The sequence below is a fragment of the Bradyrhizobium sp. USDA 4454 genome (assembly GCF_054822705.1).
On record NZ_JBTRCN010000001.1, the window covers coordinates 2558286 to 2580187 of the forward strand.

The following is a 21902-nucleotide window of genomic DNA, read 5'->3' on the forward strand; positions in this document are numbered from 1 at the left end:
GATAGTCATGACGAGCAAGGTCACCAAAACTGGATCGCTATCGCGGCGTCGTCTGCTGACGACGGCAAGCGCCGGCGCCGCTCTCGCCGTCTCGCCGTTTCGCATCAATCTGCTGCAGGCCGAGGAAGCACCGATCAAGATCGGCTTCCCCGTTCCCCTGACCGGTCCGTATGGTGCCGAGGCCCAGGACCAGGTGCGGGCTGGCCAGCTCGCCGTCGCCCAGTTCAATGATGCCGGCGGTCTCAACGGCCGCAAGGCCGAACTCGTCGTGCGCGACGACAAGCTCAATCCTGGTGAGGCGGCGACGCGGACACTGGAGCTGGTCGAGAAGGAGAAGGTGAATTTCGTCGTCGGCAGCCTGTCGGCCGCGGTTCAGCTCGCCATCAACAACGTCACCAAGGAGCGCAGCGTCATCTTCAATTCGATCAGCCAATCGGACGCCATCAACGAGGCGGCGGACTTCAGCAAGTATACCTTCCACGAGGCGTTGAACCCGCATATGACGTCGGGCGCGGTCGGCCGTTACGCCTTCGCCAAATTCGGCAAGAAGGTTGCGTTCCTCACCGCGGACTACGCCTATGGTCACGAGATGGTTCGTGGCTTCCTCGAGGTCGGCAAGGAATTCAACATCGAGAATCTAGGTGACGTCCGTCATCCGCTCGGAACGACCGATTTCTCCACGCTGCTGCCCCGTCTTCAGGCGCTGAAGCCCGATATTCTCTGCATCAGCAATTTCGGACGGGACCAGCAGATCGCTCTGAAGCAGGCGACCGATTTCGGCATCAAGAAGTCGATCCAGATCATTGCACCGCTGCTCTCGCATGCCAGCCGCGTTGCAGCGGGCCCGCAGGCATTCGAGGGGGTCGTCGGCGGCTGCTCGTTTTACTGGGGCATCGAGGACAAGTTCGCTTCCACCAAGGCGTTCAACGAAGCTTTCCGCAAGATGTATGACGGCAAGCTGCCGACCGATTACGGCGCGCTCGGCTATGGTGGAGTCCGGACCGTGCTCGAGGCGGTCAAGAACGCGGGCAGCGTCGAGACAGACAAGGTCGTCGCCGCATTGGAAGCGCTGAAGTACGACTACTACAAGGGTCCGCAGTACTATCGCAAATGTGACCACCAGTCGGTGCAATCGGTGCTCGTGATCAAGTCGAAGTCCAAGGACATGAAGAACGAGTCCGATGTGTTCGAGGTACTTTCGACCGAAGAGCCCAACGAGAAATACCTGCGTAGCTGCGAATCCCTTGGCCACAAAAGCTGAACGATATGCGCGCCGGTAGCGGTGCGCGTCGTCCGAGGGGGAACAAATGGCGGGCCTGAGCTTCGACCTAATAGCGCTGCAACTGTTCGCCGGGCTGGCGCTCGGTGCGATCTACGTGCTGTTTGCGATCGGGCTCTCGCTGATCTTCGGGATGCTGACGGTCGTCAACTTCGCCCACGGCGCGTTCTACATGGTTGGCGCCTATGTCGGGCTCTATCTGGTCTCGATCGGGGGTAATTTCTGGATCTGTCTCGTGGCTGTGCCGATCCTGATCGGCCTGTTTGGCCTCGCCGTTGAGCGCGTGCTGATCCGGCCGCTCTACGGTCGCGGGATTGACTATCCGCTGCTGCTGACCTTCGGGTTGAGCTACGTGATGGTCGAATGCGTGCGCATCGCTTTCGGCAAGACTGGCTATCCCTTCGATACGCCGGAGGTCTTGCAAGGCGCCGTCAACATCGGTGTCGGTTATTTCCCGCTCTACCGTCTGTTTGTGATTGGAGCGACGGCCGTCGTCCTGCTGGCACTCTGGCTGTTTCTCGAGAAAACCAGCTTCGGGCTCATTATCCGGGCCGGCGCGCGCGATCCGCAGATCGTCCGCGTCCTTGGAGTCGATGTTTCCAGGGTTTGGTTGATCGTGTTCGGGATAGGCACCGCGATTGCTGGCCTTGCCGGGCTGTTGGCAGCTCCGCTCCAGGGCGTCATTCCTGAGATGGGCGGCACGATCCTCGCCGAGGCGTTCGTCGTGACGGTGGTGGGAGGCATGGGGTCGATCGGCGGCGCAGTATTGGCGGGCCTGCTGGTCGGTGTGGTGGTCAGCATGACCTCGCTGTTTGCACCCGAGATGGCCAAGGTTTCGATCTTTGCCCTGATGGCGATCGTTCTGATCGTGCGTCCCCAGGGGTTCTTCGGCCGCGCCGGATTGATGAGCTGAGCCCGGCATGACCGAAACGACTCAATCGATCAAACAGCCCCCTGCCACGACGGTCGGCTGGTACGAGTTCGCAACGCGGCATCGCGCCAGCATTGTGGCTGCGGTGATCCTGGTTTTCCCGTTGGTGATGCCGTTCACGGCGCTTGCCGTGAACATCCTGATCTATGGGCTCTACGCGCTCGGCTTCAACCTTGTGTTCGGCTATCTGGGCCTGCTGTCGTTTGGTCATGCCGCGTTGTTCGGGACCGGCGCCTATCTCTGCGGGATCGCCATCGTGCACTTCGGCTGGCCATGGTATGCGGCGATCGCCGCAGGCATCGCCGGTGGCCTGCTGATGGCCCTTCTGATTGGCGTGCTCGCGATCAGGACCCGCGGCATCTACTTCGCCATGGTCACGATGGCGCTGTCGCAATGCGTCTACTACCTGTTCTACCAGGCGGTTGACCTGACCGGCGGCGAGAATGGCCTCCGGGGCATCAATGTCCGCACCATCGATCTGTTCGGCCTGCGGATCGACTTCATCAATCCCATGGTCCGATATTACGTCATTGCGGCTTTCGTGATCGCTGCATTTTTCGTGATGTCGCGCATTCTCGCGTCGCCCTTCGGTGCCGTCATTGAAGCCGTGCGCGAGAACGAGATGCGTTCACGTGCTTCGGGCTACGACGTGACGCTGACGCGTTTGCTGACGTTCGTTTTATCGGGAGGCTTTTGCGGCCTCGCCGGTGCTTTGCAGGCCGTGCATCTGTCGATCGTTCCGATCGAAATCCTGCACTACGAGACCTCGGGCCTTGTCGTGATGATCGCCCTGCTCGGCGGGATGGGGACGTACTTCGGGCCGGTGATCGGCGCCGCGGTCTTCCTGGTCCTGGAGAATATCGTCTCCGTGTGGACCGTTCACTGGCAACTGATCGTTGGCGCGATCTTCATTGCGTGCGTGCTGTTCTTCCCCGCCGGCATCTGGGGCACGCTGATCGCGCGAGGCAAGCGATGAGCGCCGCAGCAAACCAGGCCGGCGAGATCATTCTGCGCACCAGGGGCGTCGGCAAGGCGTTCGGCAAGTTTGTCGCTCTGAACAACATCTCGGCCGAGTTTTCCAGGGGGGCGATCACGTCTATTATCGGTCCGAACGGCGCCGGAAAGAGCACCTACTTCAATTTGCTGTGCGGCGCTTTTCCGCCGACGAAGGGCAGCGTCGAGTTCGAGGGCAAGGATGTCACCGGCCTGCCGCAACATCGTTTTGCCCATATGGGGATCGCAAAGTCCTTCCAGATCACCAACGTGTTTCCGCAGCTCACGACGCGTGAGAACATCCGGGTCGGCCTGCAGGCGCTGGTGTCGAGATATGACATCTGGCGGCCCCGCGCGCGCCTGACAGAACTGGTCGAGCGGGCGGACGAGCTGCTGGCTCTGGTCGGATTGTGGGACTCCCGGGAACGCGCCGCCAGGACGCTGGCGCATGGCGAGCAACGTGCGCTGGAAATCGGCATGGCGCTTGCGAGCCAGCCCCGTTTGCTGTTGCTGGACGAGCCCACGGCCGGCATGAGCCCGGAAGAAACCCGGACCATGATGGATTTGATCGTCAAGCTCGCAAAGGAGCGCACGGTCATCCTGGTCGAGCACAAGATGAAGCTGGTGCTTGGGATCAGCGATCGCATCCTCGTGCTGCATCATGGAGAGCTGCTCGCCGAGGGAACGCCGCAGCAGGTCCGGCAGAACGAGGCGGTGAAGCGTGTCTATCTCGGCCAGCGGGAGCACTGACGGGATGCTGCAGATCAGCAAGCTCAATGCCTGGTACGGCGCGAGCCACGCGCTGCAGGACATCAGTCTCGAGGTGATCAGGGGCGAGATCGTCTGTCTGATCGGCCGCAATGGCGCCGGCAAGACGACGACGCTGAAATCGATCATGGGCTTGATGGGGCGGACGCGCGGCTCGGTCAGCTTCAAGGACGAAGAGCTGCTGAACCGGCCGGCGCATGTGCGTTTCGCGTTGGGGCTCGCCTATGTCCCCGAAGAGCGGCGGATCGTGCAGGGGCTGTCGGTGCGGGAGAACTTGCGCCTCGGGCTGGTGGCATCAAAGCAGAAGAAGCGCGAAGCCGAGCTGATCGACGAGATCGCGGTGATCTTCCCGCGACTGGCCGAACGCATGGATCAGGAGGCGGTCACGATGTCCGGCGGCGAGCAGCAGATGCTGGCGATCGCGCGCGCGATGATCGCTAAGCCCGACCTGATCATGCTGGACGAGCCGTCAGAGGGTATCATGCCCGTCCTGGTCGACGAGATGTTCGAGCTGTTCCGCAGCATGAAGGCGCAGGGAACGACGGTTCTGCTGGTTGAGCAGAACGTCGAGCTTGCGCTCGGCATCGCCGATCGTGCCTACGTCCTCGATCAGGGGTCCGTGGTGCACCAGGCGTCCGCGCAAGAGCTGCTGGCTGACGACGAGATCAAGGAACGCTACTGTTCGGTGTGAACCGGATCAGCAGTCCTGCGTCCGCACCAATAAGCTTCGTTCCGCAGCGCTCGCGATCGCACCGGCCTCGCGATTGGTCACCACGACCTTGATCGCGTCATCGACGCGATCCCGCGCATATCTCAGCGCGGTCGGCAGGTCGGCCAGCGGAAAGGTATGCGTGTGGATCTTGGTCGCATCGAACCGCTTCGCCGCCATCAATTCCATCGCGCGATGGGTCGCGCTTTTGCCTTCGCCGCGGATGCCGTAGGCGTAGATGTTGTTTCGCACGAGATGCGCGATGTCCAGCGTCGCGGCCCCGTGCGGGAAGGCGGCCAGACAGATCTTTCCGCCGCGATTGGCCATGTGAATGGCCTGGTTGAGTGTCGCTTCGGTGCCGGCGCATTCGACGACATAGTCCGCACCGATCCCCCCTGTAAGTTGCTTCACCACCGCAACGGCGTCTTCGTCGTTGATGTTGATGACGCGATCGGCTCCCAATTCCCCGCCGATCGCCAGCCGCTTGTCGCGCGTGCCGGTCAGGATCACCGGACTTGCGCCAAGTGCCTTGGCCACGGCAACTGCGAGAAGTCCGATCGGTCCCGGGCCGATCACCACGACGCTCTCGCCGGCCACCAATCCCCCCAATTCCGTCAAGCCATACATTGACGTTCCGGCGGTCACCACAAGCGTCGCTTCCGCGTCGCTCATGCTGTCCGGGACGCGCGCGAGCGTGTTGATGTGATTGACCGCGTATTCGGCGAATCCGCCGTCGGTCGTGAAGCCGTTGGCGCGGTGACCCTTCTCCGGCTTTCCATAGTTGAGACAGGACGTGTACATGCCCTGGCGGCAGCGTTTGCACTGGCCGCAGCCAGCGTGGATTTCGACGCTGACCCGCTCACCGATCCTGAACTCGTCGACATCAGGGCCGAGCGCGGCAACCGTGCCCATGTATTCGTGACCCGGCGTGAAGTTCTTGTTGAAGGGCAGGCCGCCCTGAATGCTCGCCGGCGACCCCGCGTGGATGATCTCAAGGTCGGTCGCGCAGATCGCAACCGCGTCGATGCGGACCAGCACCTCGGCGCGCGACGGGACCGGCGTTGGCTTCTCGCGAAGCAGGAGCTGGTCGGGATCGCCAAGGACCCAGGCTTTCATCCGGTCGGGCACGGGAAGGTCGGGCGATGTCGTGACGCCGGTGGGCTGGTACATGGGCGCTTCCTCTTTTGGCTGGCAGCCTAGCGCCAAACGACCGACGGCGGCGAGGGGCCCATCGTTGACATTGCATTTGCTGCACGGCAGCAAGCGCGTCGCAAAACCTTCATACGCGGCCTATACTTGGTCGCTCCGTTGATGTTGAAATCCGCATTGCACCTCTCCCAGACCGGAGCCTCCCATGAAGACCGTCCGCCTTGTCCTTGCGTTGCTGGCGCTGACACTGATCGCGCCGTCAATCCGCCAAGGCGGCTGACGTGATCTGCTACAACTGCCCGCCGGAGTGGGCCGATTGGGCCTCGATGCTGAAGGCGATCAAGGCGGACCTCAACTACGATATCCCGCATGACAACAAGAATTCCGGCCAGGCACTGGCGCAGATCCTCGCCGAGAGGAGCAACCCGGTCGGCGATATCGGCTATTTCGGCGTCACCTTCGGCATGAAAGCCAAGGCCCAGGACGCGCTCGAGCCCTACAAGCCAGCGCATTGGGACCAGGTCCCCGCCGGCCTGAAGGATCCGGATGGCTATTGGACCACGATCCACTCCGGCACGCTTGGTCTGTTCGTGAACAAGGACGCGCTCGGCGGCAAGCCGGTGCCGGCCTGCTGGAAGGATCTCCTGAAGCCGGACTACAAGGGAATGGTCGGCTACCTCGATCCGTCGTCCGCGGCGGTCGGCTATGTCGGGGCGGTTGCCGTCAACCTGGCGCTCGGTGGCTCGCCCAGCAATTTCGATCCCGCGATCAATTTCTTCAAGGAGCTGCGCAAGAACGATCCGATCGTGCCCAAGCAGACGTCATATGCCCGCGTCGTCTCCGGTGAGATGCCGATCCTGTTCGACTACGACTTCAACGCCTATCGCGCGAAATATTCGGAGAAGGGCAACTTCGAGTTTGTGATTCCCTGCGAGGGCTCGGTGGTGTTTCCCTATGTCGTTGGCCTCGTGAAGAACGCGCCCGACAAGGAGAAGGCCAAGAAGGTGATGGACTATCTCTTGTCCGACAAGGGGCAGGCGATCTGGACCAATGCCTATCTGCGGCCGGCGCGCCCGATCGAGCTGCCGGCTGCCGTGAAGGGCAAATTTCTCCCTGACAGCGACTACGCCCGCGCCAAGAGCGTCGATTGGGGCGAGATGGAAAACGTGCAAAAAGGCTTCGTCGACCGCTATCTCGCCGAGGTCCGCTGAGGCAATATGATGCCCCTCGCTGGGGCACCATTCTTCCGATGTCGCAAAAATCCTTCGTTTGGCTCTGCCTGCTGCCGCTTGCGGTCGTGACCACGGCATTCTTCCTGCTGCCGATGGCTCGCCTGGTGGTCGCAGGCGCCGAAGGGCCGCACGGGCTCGCCGAATATCTCGCCATCCTGACGGAAGGCCGCTACCGCGCGACGTTGATCAATACCGTGCTGCTGGCGGCGGCGACCACGGTCGTCACGCTGATCGTAGCGACGATTGCCGGAATGTTCCTGCAGCGGCACCGCTTTCCCGGGCGGGCCGTGCTGATCGCGATGTTGACCTTTCCTTTGGCCTTTCCCGGCGTGGTGGTCGGCTTCATGATCATCCTGCTGGCGGGCCGGCAAGGCCTGATCGGCGATCTCTCGAACCGTATTTTTGGCGAGAAACTCGTGTTCGCCTATTCGATCTACGGGCTCTTCCTCGGCTATCTCTACTTCTCCATCCCGCGCGTGATCCTGACCATCATGGCGGCCGTGCAGAAGCTCGATGTCGGTCTGGAGGAAGCCGCGCGTTCGCTTGGCGCCAGCCCCTGGGCGGTGCAGCGCGACGTCGTGCTGCCGGCTCTGGCGCCGGCGTTCGTCGCGTCCGGTGCGATCGCGTTTGCGACTGCCATGGGCGCCTTCGGCACGGCGTTCACGCTGGCGACGAATATCGACGTGCTGCCGATGCTGATCTACACCGAGTTCACGCTGGCCGCCAATTTTGCGACCTCGGCCGCGCTGTCGGTGGGGCTGGGCCTGATCACCTGGCTCATCCTTGCGCTGGCCCGCACCTTCAGCGGCAGCGCGGTTGCGGCGGCCGGGTGACAGCATGCGCGACCGCCTGATCTTCACCGGCCAGTTCGCCTTCACGCTGCTCGTTGCGGCATTCCTGGTGGTGCCCGCCGGGCTTTCGATTTCCGCCGGCGTCACCGTCAATTATTTCCGCGGCATCCAATCCGGCGTGACCCTGCAATGGGTCGCGCAGGTCTGGGAGCTCTATGCCGGCACCATTCTGCTCTCCTTCGTGATCGCATTCGCGACGCTTGTGGTCACGCTACTCGCCGGTGTTCCCGCGGCCTATGCCCTGCATACGCGGGGAGGCCGGCTTGCCCGCGTCGTCGAGGAGATCATCACGCTGCCCTTGGCGATCCCCGGGCTTGCGATCGCGCTTGCGTTGCTGCTCACCTATGGCAGCTTCGGCGAGTTCCGCCGTTCCTGGCTGTTCATCCTGGTTGGACACGTGATCTTCACCATGCCGTTCATGGTACGCTCGGTCATGGCGGTGTTTGCGACGGTGGATATCAAGACGCTCGACGAGGGCGCAGCCTCGCTGGGGGCCTCGCCGTGGCGACGCTTTCACGATGTCATCGTGCCGAACGCGCTGCCGGGAATTCTCGCCGGCGCATTGATGGTGGTCACGCTGTCGCTCGGTGAATTCAACCTGACCTGGATGCTGCATACGCCATTGACGAAGACGCTGCCGATCGGGCTCGCCGACAGCTACGCCTCGATGCGGCTCGAAGTGGCCTCGGCCTACACGCTGATCTTCTTCGTGATGATCATTCCGCTGCTGGTCGCGATGCAACTGCTGGCCGACAAGGATCACAGACGATGAGTACGGCCGGTCACGGCGCAGCGGTGCGGATCGAGGCGTGCGGCAAGACCTTTGCCGACGGCACCCGCGCCCTCGATCCCGCAACGCTCGACATCGCGCGCGGCGAGACGCTGGTGTTGCTTGGCCCGTCCGGCTGCGGCAAGACCACAATGCTGCGCATCATCGCCGGCCTTGAATTGCCGGATGCGGGCGGCAAGGTCCTGTTCGACGGCAAGGACATAACCTCGGTCCCGATCGAGCGGCGCAATGTCGGGATGGTGTTTCAGTCCTACGCCCTGTTCCCCAACATGACGGTGGCCGACAACATCGCCTATGGCTTGAAGATCCGGGGTGTGGCCAGGGACGAGCGTGCCGTGCGCGTCGCCGAACTGGTCGCCCTGACGAATATCACGGGTTTGGAGAACCGCCGCATCGAGCAGCTTTCGGGCGGCCAGCGTCAGCGCGTCGCACTGGCGCGCGCGGTCGCGATCCGGCCCGGCATCTTGCTGCTCGACGAGCCCTTGACCGCGCTTGATGCCGCCCTGCGGGACCGGCTGCGGAGCGAGCTCAAACCGGCTGCTGCGTGCGCTTGGCATCACCACGATCTATGTTACCCATGATCAGGCCGAAGCCATGGAATTGGGCGACCGCATCGTCGTGATGCGGAAGGGCGCGATCGCCCAGATCGGCACGCCGCGCGACGTCTACTTTGCGCCGAAGGATAGGTTCGTCGCGGAGTTCATCGGCGCGGCGAACATCGTGGAAGCCCCGATCGAGAACGGCGCGTTGATCCTGCCAGGCGGACGCTTGCCGATCGCGGGTGGCGCGACGGCTGCGAATGCGACCGTCATGATTCGTCCCGAAACCATTCACATCGTCGACGCCGGGGCAGGGGGGCTCGCGGGGGTCGTCGATTCCGTCAGCTTCATCGGCGACCGGCAGCGAATGGTCGTGAGCGGCGCATCGAGCAAGCCGCTTAATGTCGACGCGCCCAATACGATCCTGGCCAAGGTCGGCGATCGCGTAGGGCTTTCGATCGCGCCTGACGCGCTTCGTCTTCTGCCTTCGAACCCTGAGAATGGTCGATGCCGTCGAAACCCGTCCTGATCGCCCAGATATCCGACCTCCACATCAAGCCGCCGGGCGCGTTGGCCTATGGCCGGGTCGATACCGCGAAGGCGCTTGAACGCTGTGTGGCGGCGCTCAACGCATTCGCGCCAGCCCCCGATTTCGTCGTCATCTCCGGCGACCTTGTCGACACGCCGTCCGTCGAGGAATACGACTATCTAAAGCGCTTGCTCGCGCCGCTGCGTGTTCCGTTTGCCGGAATTCCCGGCAATCACGACTCGCGTGAGTGGATGCGCGCCGCGTTTCCAGCCGCGCGCTATGTCCACGCAACGGGTCCGCTTGACCAGAAGATCGTGGTCGACGGCCTTGATCTTCTGCTGCTGGATTCAAGCGTCGCCGGCAAGCCGCACGGCATGCTGGAAGCGTCCACGCTGCAATGGCTGGATGCGGCGTTGGCGACGGGGGACGACCGGCCGGCGCTGCTTTTCCTGCATCACCCGCCATTCAAGGGCGGCATCTGGCATATGGACCGACAGGATCTCTTCAATGCCGACGCGTTGGCGGGAATCGTCAGGCGTCACCCGCGAGTGCGGTTGATCGGCTGCGGGCATGTCCACCGGGCCATGCTGACGACCTTTGCCGGGTTCCCCGTGACACTATGCCCAGCGCCGAACCACGCGGTCGACCTGGACCTTGGCCAGCTTCGCGAGCCGTCGTTCAAGGTGGAACCGGCTGCCTTTCACCTGCACACCTGGTTTCCCGGGCAGAATTTCGGACAGCTGGTCACGCATCAGGTCCCGATCGGCCAGTTTGACGGGCCGCATCCGTTCTTTGGGCCGGACGGCAAGCTGCTGTGAGCCGGCTCGAACGGGGCGTCAAGCAGCGGTCGCCGCCTGCAATTGAGCGTTGTAAAGCAACATATTTATTCCAAATTGTATTTTGGATGCCCTCTATCCCGATGCCACCGGCCCGGACCTTTTGTTGCTGTAGGCCCCCGGCGGCGTTATACTCTTCCCACTTTCATTGATCGATGGCTTCGTCGGTGCCGCCGCTGCTGGTGCGCCGATCGAACGCAACATATTCAGTCTGGATCAATATGACCGGTGCGCTCCCCATAGAACGAACTTCCGGTGCGCCGTCGTTTTCGAACAACAAGCTGTCGGTGCTGCGCAAGCATCCCTATTTTGCTGATCTCGAGCCCGAGGCATTCGATCAGCTCTGCCGCTATGCCAAGCACATCACGCTGAAGCGCGGAACGACGATCTTCTCCAAGGGCGATCCGGGCACCAGCCTGATCGCGGTGATCTCGGGTACGGTGAAAATCAGCATCTCGTCGCCGGATGGGCGCAATGCGATCCTGAACCTGATCGAGGCGGGCGAGATCTTCGGCGAGATCGCGCTGCTCGACGGCTTGTCGCGGAGCGCCGATGCCACCGCCAACTCAAATTGCGAGCTGTTCGTCATCGACCGGCGTGAGTTCATTCCGTTCGTGCGCAGCCAGCCGACGCTGGCGATGAAGTTCATCGAACTGCTGTGCGCGCGGTTGCGCTTGACCAGCGATCAGGTCGAGCAGGTGATCCTGCAGGATTTGCCTGGCCGTCTGGCGAGCGCGCTGCTGCGTCTCAGCGATAAGCACAAGCCGCAGGGGCGTACCATCTCGATCACCCAGCAGGAGATCAGCGAGATGGTCGGCATGACCCGCGAGAGCATCAACAAGCAGCTCCGCGCGTGGGCGACCCGCGGCTGGGTCAGGCTCGAACATGGAGCGATCGTCGTGCTGAAGCCCGGGTCGCTGCAAGAGCTGGTCGACGCCGGGGCCGATAACGGCGAGTAGCCCCTTCGGCGGCTCGGCCTGCCCCGATTTCACGAAACGGTGAACCGGACAAAGCCTGTGAAACCATTCACATCGGTCTTGCGTGCCCTGCGGTAAGTGAGCCCTCGGTGGATCACATCCGCACTGTGAAGGAATCCATGCAGGGCTCATTCGACAATCGACGGCAGGACCCGAAACACAACTACAAAAGCTTCAGCATCAAGCTGATCGCGTTGCCGGTGCTGGTGATCGTTGCACTGATCGGGATGCTGGTCAGCCACCCCGCGGCGGTCAAATGGATATCGGATGCGGCACAGGCGGAGTTCGCGGGAGCTGAGGCCGTGTACGCCGATCCGGTGCCCAACGTCGCGGAGCTGGCGCCCACCGCTCAGCCGCGCAATCAGATGCGGACAGTGAAGGCCTACTGATCGTCGACGCCGCCGTCGCGCGCCATGGCGCAACGACGACGATTGATACCATCCTCACGCCGCAACACCGAGCAGCTTTGCGGCGGTCCGGCCGAGAATGTTGGCCTTGTCGTCGTCGCTCAACGACGCGCAGGCGAAGATATGGTCGACCGGCGCCAGTTGCCATGGATAGGGATAGTCGCTTCCCAACACGATCTGGCCGGCACCAACCTGGGCAGCGAGATGCCGGATCGCCTCGGGTGTGAAGATCAGCGAATCGAAATAGATCTGCTTGAGGTATTCGGTCGGCGCCTTCTGCAACTTGATCTCCGGATTGCATCCCTTAGGTCCGACCAGGCAGGGATGGTCCGAGCGATCGGCATAAGAGGGGAGATAGCCGCCGCCATGCGCGGCAATGATCTTCAATCCCGGGAAGCGGTCGAGCGTGCCCTCGAAGATCAGGTGCGAGAGTGCGATCGTGGTCTCCAGTGGATTGCCGATCGTGTTGCCGAGCCAGCCATTGCCTGACAGCCGCTTGGTGAGCTCGGGCACGCCCTGCGGATGGATGAACAGGGGGACGCCGAGCTCCTCGGCCTTGGCCCACACGGGATGAAACTTCGGATCGGAGAATTCGACGCCGTCGACGACACCGCCGATCGCGGCACCCTTCAGGCCCTGCTTCTTGACCGCGGTTTCCAGCTCCTGCACCGCAAGGTCCGGCGCTTGCAGCGTCAGCGAGGCGAAGGCGGCGAACCGGTCGGGCTTCGAGGCACAGAGTTCGGCGAGCTTTTCATTCTGGATGCTCACGATCTTGCCGGCGAGTTCGCGATCGCGATCGTACCAGAACGGATTGATCGAGAGCACCTCCATATCGACCGCCTGCGCGTCCATTGCAGCGAGGCGCATGTCGATCTCGATGAAGGCCTCGGCGGCGCCGTTCACCGGCGGCAGTTGATATTTTCCGGCGTCGGCGCCGAGCAGGGCGCCCGCCTCGCGGAAGTGGCAATGCGAGTGTATGTCGATGGTCTTGACGCGCTTGCCGTCGACGCTGACCGGCAACTTTTGGCGCGATTGCTGCGCGTTCGCGTTGTGGGCGAGCCCACAGCCGCAGAACACGATGCCTGCCGCCGCCGTTGCGCCCGCCTTCAGGAAATCCCGCCTTGTGGTCATGACGATCGCCTCCCTGTCTTTTGTTATGAGTGGCGAGCCTACGGATGCCGGCGAGCGGTCGCAAGATCGCACGCTGTGCGTGCCGCGCAATGTTGATCTGCTCAGACCGGCTTGGTCCTGACTTTCGCGCAAGCGTGGCGGAACAATTAGTGCAGAACTCGAAGCTGCCGCGGCAGCCACAGCGAGATTTCCGGCAGATAGGTCACGCACATCAAGACAAAGAACATCACCGCGTAGAACGGCCAGATCTTACGCATGACCTGCTCGATCGTGACCTTGCCGACCGCACAGCCGACAAAGAGGATCGCGCCGACCGGCGGATGGCAGAGACCGATGCCGAGATTGAGCAGCATGATCATGCCGAAATGGACGGGATCGACGCCGAAATTCTTCATGACCGGGAGCAGGATCGGCGTTGCGATCAGGATCGACGGCGCCATGTCGACGAGCGTGCCGAGCACCAGCAGCAACACGTTGATCAGGAGCAGGATGACGTATTTGTTGTCGGATATCGACACGAAGAAGGCGGTCATCTTGGCCGGCATCTGCGTCAACGCCATGATGTAGCCGACGCTGGAGGCGCAGGCGATCAGCGTCATCACCATCGCGACCGTGCGCAGCGTGCGATGGAGCAGCACCGGCAGATCGCGCCAGCGATAGTCGCGGTAGATGAACATGGTGACGAAGAACGCCCAGATGCAGGCGACGGCACCCGCCTCGATCGCGGTGAAGATGCCGCCGAGAATGCCGCCCAGGATGATGACAAGGGTGATGAGGCCCCAGGCCGCATCGATCGCGATCCGGATCGCATCCTTGGCCGGTACGGTCTGGCCATGCGGATGCTTCTCGCGATAGGCGACCGCAAGGCACAGGATGATCAGCGAGAAGCCGAGCAGCAGCCCCGGGAACATGCCGGCCATGAACAGCGCGCTGATCGAGATCGTTCCGCCCGTCGCAAGCGAATAGAGCACCGCGTTGTGGCTCGGCGGCACCAGCAGCGCCTGCACCGACGAGGTGATCGTCAGATTCGTCGCGAACACCCGCGGATAGCCGTTCTTTTCCATCTGCGGGATCATCACCGAGCCGATCGCGGATGTGTCGGCAACCGCCGATCCGGAAATGCCGCTCAGGAATGTCGTCGCCAGCACGTTGACGATCGAGAGGCCGCCGCGCAGCCGGGTCAGCCCGACCAGCACGTCGGCAAACGCAACCAGCCGCCGGGCCATGCCGCCCTCCGCCATGATCGCGCCGGCCAGTACGAAGAACGGGATCGTCAGCATCGCGACCTTGCTGACGCCGTCGGAGATCTTCAGCATCACCGCTTCCAGGGGAATGCCGATCCACAGCGCGCCGACGATGGCCGCCATCGCCAGCGAGTAGGCGATCGGCATGCCGATCAGGAAGCAGAGCAACATGGTCGCGAGCAGGATGGAGATATCCATGGTTGCTTCCCGTGGTCAGTCGATCGATGCGTCACGATGCGGGCCGATCGGATCGGGCGGCGCGCCCAGGAAGATCCGTTCGACGATGAACAGCAGCAGGCAGCCGCCGCCGATCGGGATCGGAAGATAGGTGGACGCCGACCGACAGCGACGGGAAATCGGCGATCGTGTTATGCCAGGTCACCTCGACGAGCCGGGTGCCCCAGATGATCATGAACAGCGCGATGAGGCCCATCAGCAGCTGAACGACCAGGTCCGCGAGGTTGCGCAGCGGGTCAGGCAGTTTGCCGACGAAATATCCGACGTTCATGTGCAGGTTGAGCCGATAGCCGGCGGCCGCACCGATGAACGTCACGGCGATGGTGAGCAGCACCGCAAGCGGTTCGGGCCAGGATGCTGCGCTGTTCAGGACATAGCGGGTGAACACTCCCCAGGGGATGACTGCTGAAATCAGCACCAGCGCCGCACAGCCCGTGATGACGCAGGCAAGATACAGATAGTCCATCGCGCGGCGATATGATCCGGCCATATCCTTGTCCTGTCAGATGTCGATGTCCCGTGTGACGCGATATCAGGCCGACTGGATACGCCCGATCATGTCCTGGTATTTCGGGCCGTACTTGTTCCACACCGGCTTGACCGCGTTCTGGAATGGCGCCTTGTCCGCGATCTCGACGATCTCGCACCCGGCGGCTTTCGCCTTGTCCATTGCCTGCTGCTCGTAGGTGTTCCAGAGCCCGCGCTCTTCCATCTGCGCCTCGCGGGCAAGCCTCTTGATCAGCGCCTGGTCATCGGCTGACAGCGCGGACCAGGCCCGCTTCGAGAACACCAGCAGTTCCGGAACGATCAAGTGTTCGGTGAGTGAGAAGTGCTTCGCCGCGGTGTAATGATTGCTGAAGACGTAGCTCGGGGGATTGTTCTCGGCACCGTCGATGACGCCCGTCTGCAGCGCGCTGAACACCTGGTCGTAGCCCATCGCTACGCCGTTGCCGCCGAGCGCATTCATCATGTCGATGAAGATCGGATTGCCGATGACGCGGAACTTGAGGCCCTTGATGTCGGCGGTCGTCTTGATCGCGTGCTTGGTGTTGTAGAGGCTGCGCGCTCCGGAGTTCATCCAGCACAGCGCGACCAGGCCGGCGTTCGGGCTCGCCGTGATCCTGTCCAGCAGCTCCTGGCCGATCGGGCCATCCATCATCCGCTCGGCATGCGCCATGTTCTTGAATAGGAAGGGCATGTTGACTACGTTGATGTCGTCGACGATGGGGCCGATCGAGCCCGCGCTGACGCGCAGCATCTGGACCGCGCCGATCTGGGTCTGCTCGATGGTCTCTTTCTCGCCGCCGAGCTGCATCGAGGGGAACATCTGCATCGACAGGCGGCCGTTGGTCGCCGCCGCGAGCTTCTTGCCGAGATTTTCCGTTGCGACCACGGTTGGGTAGCCGGGTGGCTGGACGTCCGACGCCTTGAACACCGCCTTCGACTGGGCGAGGGCCGTCTGCACCGGGGTCGCCGCGACCGCCCCGAGGCCGGCTGCGATCTTGATCACGTCGCGGCGGTTGAGCCCGACACCGCGGTGCTGCGCTGGATCAGCTGGGTTCATGTTGTTTCCTCCCAAAACTGCCTGGCCGGTGTCCGGCCGCGGTCATGCCGGCTCGCTTCGCTGGTCGAAGAATTCCGGATTGTCGTGCTGGGTCGCGGAGATGTCGGCCAGCAGTCGTTCGAGATGGGTGACCATCGCGGCGCCGGCGCGCACCGCGTCGCGCGCCTCGATCGCGGTCATGATGGCCTCATGCTCGGCGATAACCTCGGTCATCCGCCCGCGCTGCGGCAAGGTGAGGCGTCGGAAGCGGTCGACGTGAACCTTGACCTGCAGAATCAGTTTCCAGATGCCGGGATGTCCGGCAACGTCGGCGATAGCTGCGTGAAAGGCTTCGTCCGCTTGATGGAATGCCTCGCGATCTCCGGCCATGTCGGCCTCGCGTTGGCGCTCGAGGATCGCGTGCAGGCCGAGGATCTGGCTTGCGCTGACGCGCTCCGTGGCCATCCGCGTCAGGGTTTCCTCCAGCGACCTGCGGACGATGATCGCCTCGGGCAGGGCGGCGAGCGGGATGCGCGACACGAAGATGCCGGATTGCGGGAAGATCTCGACCAGGCCCTCGTCCGACAGCCGCAGGATGGCTTCCCGCACCGGCGTCCGGCTGACGCCATAGGAACGCGCGATCTCGGACTCGAGGATCGGGTCGCCGGGCTTGCGTTGCAACGAGACGAGCTCGGCGCGCAGCTCGGCATAGATCCGGGCGGCGGCGGTCGCGGTTCGCGGACGGCCGGTCCGCTTCAGGCTGGCCGGGCTGCGGAGCGCGGGTGTCTTTGGCGAGCGCGCGCGCATTTCTGCTCCCGAGATTAATATATTAGTATATGAAATCATCCACGAAGGCAAACGGGCGTCACGCGCATCCTTGGGAGGTTCACATAACCGCCGATCGCAAGCTGTTCGATCTCACCAGCAAGACCGCCGTGGGGGCAGCCTCGGGCATCGGCGAATTCTCGGCGGACGCTGGCGTCGCTTGGCGCACGTGCTGTGTGCCGATCGACGCGTCTCACGCAGCTGGAGCGCTGAAAGGCGAGGCCGAGTCAGTCGGAGACAAAGCCGGCCTTGCCGCGTAGCTTCGATGACTCCGGCGCGATCAGGCGTTACGCCTGCGATGCAGCCACCGCCTGCGTTGCAACGGCGGCGGTGTACATGGTCGCGAGCCTGCGTCCTGGACACGCTCAGCAACGCGGCGACACACCAAGGCGCACCGACAGCCCGCCATTGATCGCTTCCCCCAACTTTAGTCTTGTTTCTTGGCGAGAAGCCTAGCTGCAACCTGAAGCGTCTGTCGACGACGGACTCCGTCCTCGCGCATCGGAATGAGGGCGGAAGGACGGTGTAGCCAACTTCGCCATCAAGTGCGGGGAGACAAATGAGGACACATCCTGGGCCGTCGCGCCGCGACATGTTGAAGGGCACCGGAGCCGCGTTGGCAGGCGCCGCCTTCTCGACGCGTGTGATGGCCGCCGCGCCACCGGCGGAACCGGTGACGCCGGCGCTGATCGCGGCGGCGAAGAAAGAGGGACAGGTGATCTACTACACCTCGACCGACCTGCCGGTCGCCGAGAAGCTGGCGAGGGCGTTCGAAGCGAAATATCCCGATATCGCCGTACGCGTCGAACGCACCGGTGCGGAGCGCGTGTTCCAGCGGGTCGGCCAGGAATATGCCAGCAACATTCACGCGGTCGACGTCGTCAACTCCTCCGATGCCGCGCACTTCATCGTGTGGAAGCGTGACGGCATTCTGGCGCCCTATGTCCCGGAGGAGGTCGCACGATTCTATCCTGAGGAGCATCGCGATGCCGATGGTCAGTTCGCAAGCTTTCGGGTCTGGCTGTCGATCATCGCCTACAACACCAATCTGGTGAAGGCCGGAGATGCGCCCAAGAGCTTTGCCGATCTGCTCGATCCGAAATGGAAGGGCAAGATCGTCAAGGCGCATCCCGGCTATAGCGGCACCATCATGACCGCGACCTATCAGATGCAGCGCGATCTCGGCTGGAGCTTCTTCGAGCAGCTCGCCAGGCAGAACATCATGCAGGTGCAGTCCTCGACCGATCCACCCAAGAAGCTCGATCTCGGCGAGCGCGCTGTCATGGCCGACGGCAACGAGTACAATATCTTCCAGATGAAGGAGATGGGCCGCCCGGTTGAGCCGGTCTATGCCACCGAAGGGTCACCGCTCATCGTTGGCCCGAATGGGGTCTTTAAGGACTGCCCGCATCCGAATGCCGCCAGGTTGTTCCAGGCCTTCGCGCTCAGCCGCGAGGGGCAGCAGCTCAACATCGAGATCGGCGGCCTCAGATCGGTTCACGCCCAGGTCCCGGAGAAAGCCGGACGCAAGCCGCTGAAGGACATCAAGACGATGAAGGATGATCCCGCCGCGGTGGAGCGGGAAGGGGACGCGATCAAGTCGCGCTACACCCGCATCTTCCGCGTTTGACGGACGGTTGCGGCTGATCGCACGCCGATCTGGGCGCCTGCCGCATGGCTCATGCCCGGCTTTCGCCCGGACCGGGTCAATAATGCCCCTCGGCGAAGGGAATATTTGATGTTACCAATTTGGCATGAACCAGCATGCCAAGGTCGACATCCGCCATTCCACCTGCCCGCACGACTGCCCCTCGGCATGTGCGCTCGACGTCGAAGTGATCGAGGGCCGTTCGATCGGCAGAGTCCGCGGCTCCAAGCAGCAGACCTATACGGCCGGCGTGGTCTGCGCCAAGGTCGCACGCTATGCCGAGCGGATTCATCATCCCGAACGGCTGATATATCCGATGCGCCGGACCGGTCCGAAGGGCTCCGGTCAGTTTGCCCGGATTTCCTGGGACGAGGCGCTGGACGAGATTGCGGCGCGCTTCGATGCGGCCGAGCGGGAGTTCGGCGCCGAATCGGTCTGGCCCTATTACTACGCGGGCACGATGGGGCTCGTGATGCGCGACGGCCTCAACCGGCTGTCGCATGTGAAGAAGTATTCGCGCTTCTACGGCACGATCTGCGCAACCATCGCGCGCATCGGCTTTGCCGCCGGGACCGGCAAGATCGCCGGCGTCGACCCGCGCGAGATGGGCGTCTCCGACCTCGTCGTGATCTGGGGCACCAATCCGGTGAACACCCAGGTCAACGTGATGACGCATGCCTCGCGCGCGCGCAAGGAGCGCGGCGCGAAGATCGCGGCGGTCGACGTCTACAACAACGAGACCATGAAGCAGGCCGACATCAAGATCCTGCTGCGGCCGGGGACCGACGGCGCTTTCGCCTGCGCCGTGATGCACGTGCTGTTCCGCGAAGGGTTTGCCGATCGCGAGTACCTTGCGCGCTACACCGACTGCCCCGACGAGCTGGAAGCACATCTGAAGACGCGCACGCCGGAATGGGCCTCGGCGATCTCGGGCGTGCCGGTCGAGGAGATCGAGGCCTTCGCGCGGCTGGTCGGACAGACCCAGCGCTCGTTCTTCCGTCTTGGTTACGGTTTTACCCGCAGCCGCAACGGAGCCGCCCAGATGCACGCGGCGCTGTGCATTCCTGCGGTCACCGGTGCCTGGCAATACGAGGGTGGCGGTGCGTTCTTCAACAATGCCGGAATCTGGCGCTTCGACGAGTCGATCATCGAGGGCCACGACGCGATCGATCCCTCGACGCGGGTGCTCGATCAGTCGCAGATCGGCCGGATCCTGACCGGCGATGCCGAAGCGCTGAAAGGCGGCGGTCCGGTCAAGGCGATGCTGATCCAGAACACCAATCCGATGACGGTAGCGCCCGAGCAGGCGCTGGTGCGCCAGGGATTCGCGCGCGAGGATCTGTTCGTCGCGGTGCACGAGCAGTTCATGACCGAGACGGCGCAGATGGCCGATATCGTGCTGCCGGCGACGATGTTCATGGAGCACGACGACCTCTATTACGGCGGCGGCCATCAGCACATCTCGGTTGGCCCGAAGCTGATCGATCCGCCGGGCGAGTGCCGTTCCAACCACGAGGTGATGCAGGGGCTCGGCCGCCGCCTCAATGCCGTGCATCCCGGCTTCGACATGACGGCGCGCGAATTGATCGATGCGACGCTGCAAAAGAGCGGGCACGGCGATATCGCGACGCTCGAGGCCGAGCTGTGGCGCGACCTGCAACCCGACTTCCGTACCTCGCATTATCTCGACGGCTTCGCCCACGCCGACAAGAAATTCCACTTCAAGGTGGATTGGGGCAAGGTGCCGGTCGGAACCGGCGGGCTGCTGGGCGCGTGGGACCAGATGCCCTCGCTGCCCGACCACTGGACCATCATCGAGCAGGCGGACGCGCAGCATCCGTTCCGGCTGGCGACGTCGCCGTCGCGTAGCTTCCTCAACACCAGCTTCAACGAAACGCCATCGTCACAGGCCCGCGAGGGCGTGCCGACCGTGATGATCCACCCCGAAGATGCGGCCGCGCTGTCGATCGCCGACGGCGAGGCCGTCACGCTCGGCAACATGCGCGGCGAGACCACGCTGACCGCAAAGCTGTTCGATGGGGTGCGCCGCGGCGTGCTGATTGCCGAGTCGATCCATCCGAACAAGTCCCACATCGGCGGGCGCGGCATCAACATGCTGACCGGCGCGGAGGCGGTCGCACCGCTGGGCGGCGCCGCGTTCCACGATAACAAGGTCTGGATCCGGAAGGCGTCCGCCGCGGCATAATCCTGCTTGCAGTCTGCGCCGATCCTGCCGCAAATGTGGGCTGACAGCAGCACACAGGCAACAAATCAGGCAGGAAACATGACCGACAGCAGCGTTGTTCTCGAGAAGCGCGGGCAGGCGTTCTGGATCACCATCAACCGCCCGGACAAGCGCAACGCGCTCAATGCCGGCGTGATCGCGGGCATCGCGAAAGGTTATCGCGAGGCGCATGACGACAAGGACGTGCGCGTCATCGTGCTGACCGGCGCGGGCGACAAGGCGTTCTGCGCCGGCGCCGATCTGCAGAACAGCGGCGCGGCATTCTCGATGGATTTCTCGCGGCCCAATGTCGACTACGCCGACCTGTTGCGGCTGTCGCAGAGCGCCACAAAACCCGCGATCGCGCGGGTCGGCGGCGTCTGCATGGCCGGCGGCATGGGGCTATTGTGCATGACCGACATGGCGGTCGCGGCCGATGGCGTGATCTTCGGCCTGCCCGAGGTGAAGGTCGGCGTGTTTCCGATGCAGGTGCTGAGCCTGCTGCAGTCGATCGCCCCCGCACGCCTGATCAACGAATGGGCGCTGACCGGCGAGCCGTTCGACGCCAAGGCTGCCCAGGCGGCGGGCCTGCTCAACTACGTTGTGCCGGCGGCCGAGCTCGACGCCAAGGTCGACTGGCTGATTGGCCGCATCATCGACAAGTCGCCGACCGCGATCCGGCGCGGCAAATACGCCATGCGGGCGATCGCCTCGATGTCGTTCGACGAAAGCATCGCCTACACCGAAAGCCAGATCGCGCTGCTCGCGATGACCGAGGACGCCAAGGAAGGCCTCAAGGCTTTTGGCGAGAAGCGCAAGCCGACCTGGACCGGGCGGTGAGGCATCGCTGCGCCGCTTCAGCCGCCCGCAGGCGGCCGGCGCAGGTGCGTACTATCAAAATATGGAAAACAACCCCATGCAAAGGAGCCGACGCGGCCGGCGTTCGACAAGGCACTTGACACGTCGGGCAAATCAGTGCTCTATTTCCATTATTCCGAAATTGCGCATCGCGGGGCCCACCTCTCCCCATCGGGGAGAGGTGAACCGAGACCGCCCAAGC

19 protein-coding genes and 2 pseudogenes are annotated in these 21902 nt (G+C 63.3%); 15 read left to right on the top strand and 6 right to left on the bottom strand.

Annotated features, from left to right (window positions below):
* The first annotated feature begins 7 nt into the window (after nucleotides 1–7).
* The 5 genes from ACVIW0_RS11690 to ACVIW0_RS11710 are packed head-to-tail and all read left to right on the top strand — an operon-like array spanning nucleotide 8 to nucleotide 4662.
* Complete coding sequence (locus tag ACVIW0_RS11690) at nucleotides 8–1261, top strand: ABC transporter substrate-binding protein (protein ID WP_461352462.1); 1254 nt, start codon at nucleotides 8–10, stop codon at nucleotides 1259–1261.
* Between the two features lie 46 nt (nucleotides 1262–1307).
* On the top strand, nucleotides 1308–2192 hold the full coding sequence (locus tag ACVIW0_RS11695) for a branched-chain amino acid ABC transporter permease (RefSeq protein WP_461352463.1): 885 nt from the start codon (nucleotides 1308–1310) through the stop codon (nucleotides 2190–2192).
* 7 nt (nucleotides 2193–2199) lie between these two features.
* Nucleotides 2200–3186, top strand: a complete 987-nt coding sequence (locus ACVIW0_RS11700) for a branched-chain amino acid ABC transporter permease (RefSeq protein ID WP_461352464.1) — start codon at nucleotides 2200–2202, stop codon at nucleotides 3184–3186.
* Nucleotides 3183–3953, top strand: coding sequence for an ABC transporter ATP-binding protein (locus tag ACVIW0_RS11705; RefSeq protein WP_461352465.1), 771 nt, complete (start codon nucleotides 3183–3185; stop codon nucleotides 3951–3953). The genes ACVIW0_RS11700 and ACVIW0_RS11705 overlap by 4 nt, the downstream gene beginning before the upstream one ends.
* 4 nt (nucleotides 3954–3957) lie before the next feature.
* Nucleotides 3958–4662, top strand: a complete 705-nt coding sequence (locus ACVIW0_RS11710) for an ABC transporter ATP-binding protein (RefSeq protein ID WP_461352466.1) — start codon at nucleotides 3958–3960, stop codon at nucleotides 4660–4662.
* 6 nt (nucleotides 4663–4668) lie between these two features.
* Here the strand turns inward: ACVIW0_RS11710 and ACVIW0_RS11715 are convergent, their stop codons facing one another.
* Nucleotides 4669–5850 (bottom strand): zinc-dependent alcohol dehydrogenase, encoded by a 1182-nt coding sequence (locus ACVIW0_RS11715; RefSeq protein ID WP_461352467.1) that lies wholly within the window; start codon nucleotides 5848–5850, stop codon nucleotides 4669–4671.
* A gap of 184 nt (nucleotides 5851–6034) precedes the next feature.
* Here ACVIW0_RS11715 and ACVIW0_RS11720 point away from each other — a divergent pair.
* From ACVIW0_RS11720 to ACVIW0_RS11750, 7 genes and pseudogenes are all read left to right on the top strand, one after another.
* Nucleotides 6035–7040 (top strand): annotated as a pseudogene (locus ACVIW0_RS11720) (ABC transporter substrate-binding protein).
* Nucleotides 7041–7078: 38 nt separating this feature from the next.
* Nucleotides 7079–7894, top strand: coding sequence for an ABC transporter permease (locus ACVIW0_RS11725; protein WP_461352468.1), 816 nt, complete (start codon nucleotides 7079–7081; stop codon nucleotides 7892–7894).
* A 4-nt stretch (nucleotides 7895–7898) separates the two neighbouring features.
* Nucleotides 7899–8684 carry an ABC transporter permease gene (locus tag ACVIW0_RS11730; RefSeq protein ID WP_461352469.1) on the top strand — a complete coding sequence of 262 codons (786 nt, stop codon included), beginning with the start codon at nucleotides 7899–7901 and terminating at the stop codon, nucleotides 8682–8684.
* Nucleotides 8681–9770, top strand: a pseudogene (locus ACVIW0_RS11735) (ABC transporter ATP-binding protein). Before ACVIW0_RS11730 ends, ACVIW0_RS11735 begins: the two are co-directional and overlap by 4 nt.
* Entirely contained in the window at nucleotides 9749–10588 is an 840-nt protein-coding gene (locus ACVIW0_RS11740) for a phosphodiesterase (protein WP_461352470.1), read from the top strand. Before ACVIW0_RS11735 ends, ACVIW0_RS11740 begins: the two are co-directional and overlap by 22 nt.
* A 239-nt stretch (nucleotides 10589–10827) precedes the next feature.
* Nucleotides 10828–11565, top strand: a complete 738-nt coding sequence (locus tag ACVIW0_RS11745) for a Crp/Fnr family transcriptional regulator (RefSeq protein WP_461357304.1) — start codon at nucleotides 10828–10830, stop codon at nucleotides 11563–11565.
* A 107-nt stretch (nucleotides 11566–11672) separates the two neighbouring features.
* Nucleotides 11673–11972, top strand: coding sequence for a hypothetical protein (locus ACVIW0_RS11750; protein ID WP_461352471.1), 300 nt, complete (start codon nucleotides 11673–11675; stop codon nucleotides 11970–11972).
* Nucleotides 11973–12026: 54 nt separating this feature from the next.
* On the opposite strand, the gene ACVIW0_RS11755 is transcribed toward ACVIW0_RS11750, so the two are convergent.
* From ACVIW0_RS11755 to ACVIW0_RS11775, 5 genes are all read right to left on the bottom strand, one after another.
* A complete protein-coding gene (locus ACVIW0_RS11755) occupies nucleotides 12027–13121 on the bottom strand; it encodes an amidohydrolase family protein (protein ID WP_461352472.1) in 1095 nt (364 codons plus the stop codon).
* Between the two features lie 146 nt (nucleotides 13122–13267).
* Nucleotides 13268–14563 (bottom strand): TRAP transporter large permease, encoded by a 1296-nt coding sequence (locus tag ACVIW0_RS11760; protein ID WP_461352473.1) that lies wholly within the window; start codon nucleotides 14561–14563, stop codon nucleotides 13268–13270.
* 31 nt (nucleotides 14564–14594) lie between these two features.
* Nucleotides 14595–15068, bottom strand: a complete 474-nt coding sequence (locus ACVIW0_RS11765; RefSeq protein ID WP_461352474.1) for a TRAP transporter small permease — start codon at nucleotides 15066–15068, stop codon at nucleotides 14595–14597.
* Between the two features lie 66 nt (nucleotides 15069–15134).
* Entirely contained in the window at nucleotides 15135–16166 is a 1032-nt protein-coding gene (locus tag ACVIW0_RS11770; protein ID WP_461352475.1) for a TRAP transporter substrate-binding protein, read from the bottom strand.
* A gap of 42 nt (nucleotides 16167–16208) precedes the next feature.
* On the bottom strand, nucleotides 16209–16904 hold the full coding sequence (locus ACVIW0_RS11775) for a GntR family transcriptional regulator (RefSeq protein WP_461357305.1): 696 nt from the start codon (nucleotides 16902–16904) through the stop codon (nucleotides 16209–16211).
* A gap of 625 nt (nucleotides 16905–17529) precedes the next feature.
* On the opposite strand from ACVIW0_RS11775, the gene ACVIW0_RS11780 reads away from it, so the two are divergent.
* From ACVIW0_RS11780 to ACVIW0_RS11790, 3 genes are all read left to right on the top strand, one after another.
* Complete coding sequence (locus tag ACVIW0_RS11780; protein WP_461352476.1) at nucleotides 17530–18600, top strand: ABC transporter substrate-binding protein; 1071 nt, start codon at nucleotides 17530–17532, stop codon at nucleotides 18598–18600.
* Between the two features lie 124 nt (nucleotides 18601–18724).
* On the top strand, nucleotides 18725–20824 hold the full coding sequence (locus tag ACVIW0_RS11785; protein ID WP_461352477.1) for a molybdopterin oxidoreductase family protein: 2100 nt from the start codon (nucleotides 18725–18727) through the stop codon (nucleotides 20822–20824).
* A gap of 78 nt (nucleotides 20825–20902) precedes the next feature.
* On the top strand, nucleotides 20903–21682 hold the full coding sequence (locus ACVIW0_RS11790) for an enoyl-CoA hydratase/isomerase family protein (RefSeq protein ID WP_461352478.1): 780 nt from the start codon (nucleotides 20903–20905) through the stop codon (nucleotides 21680–21682).
* Nucleotides 21683–21902: the final 220 nt, after the last annotated feature.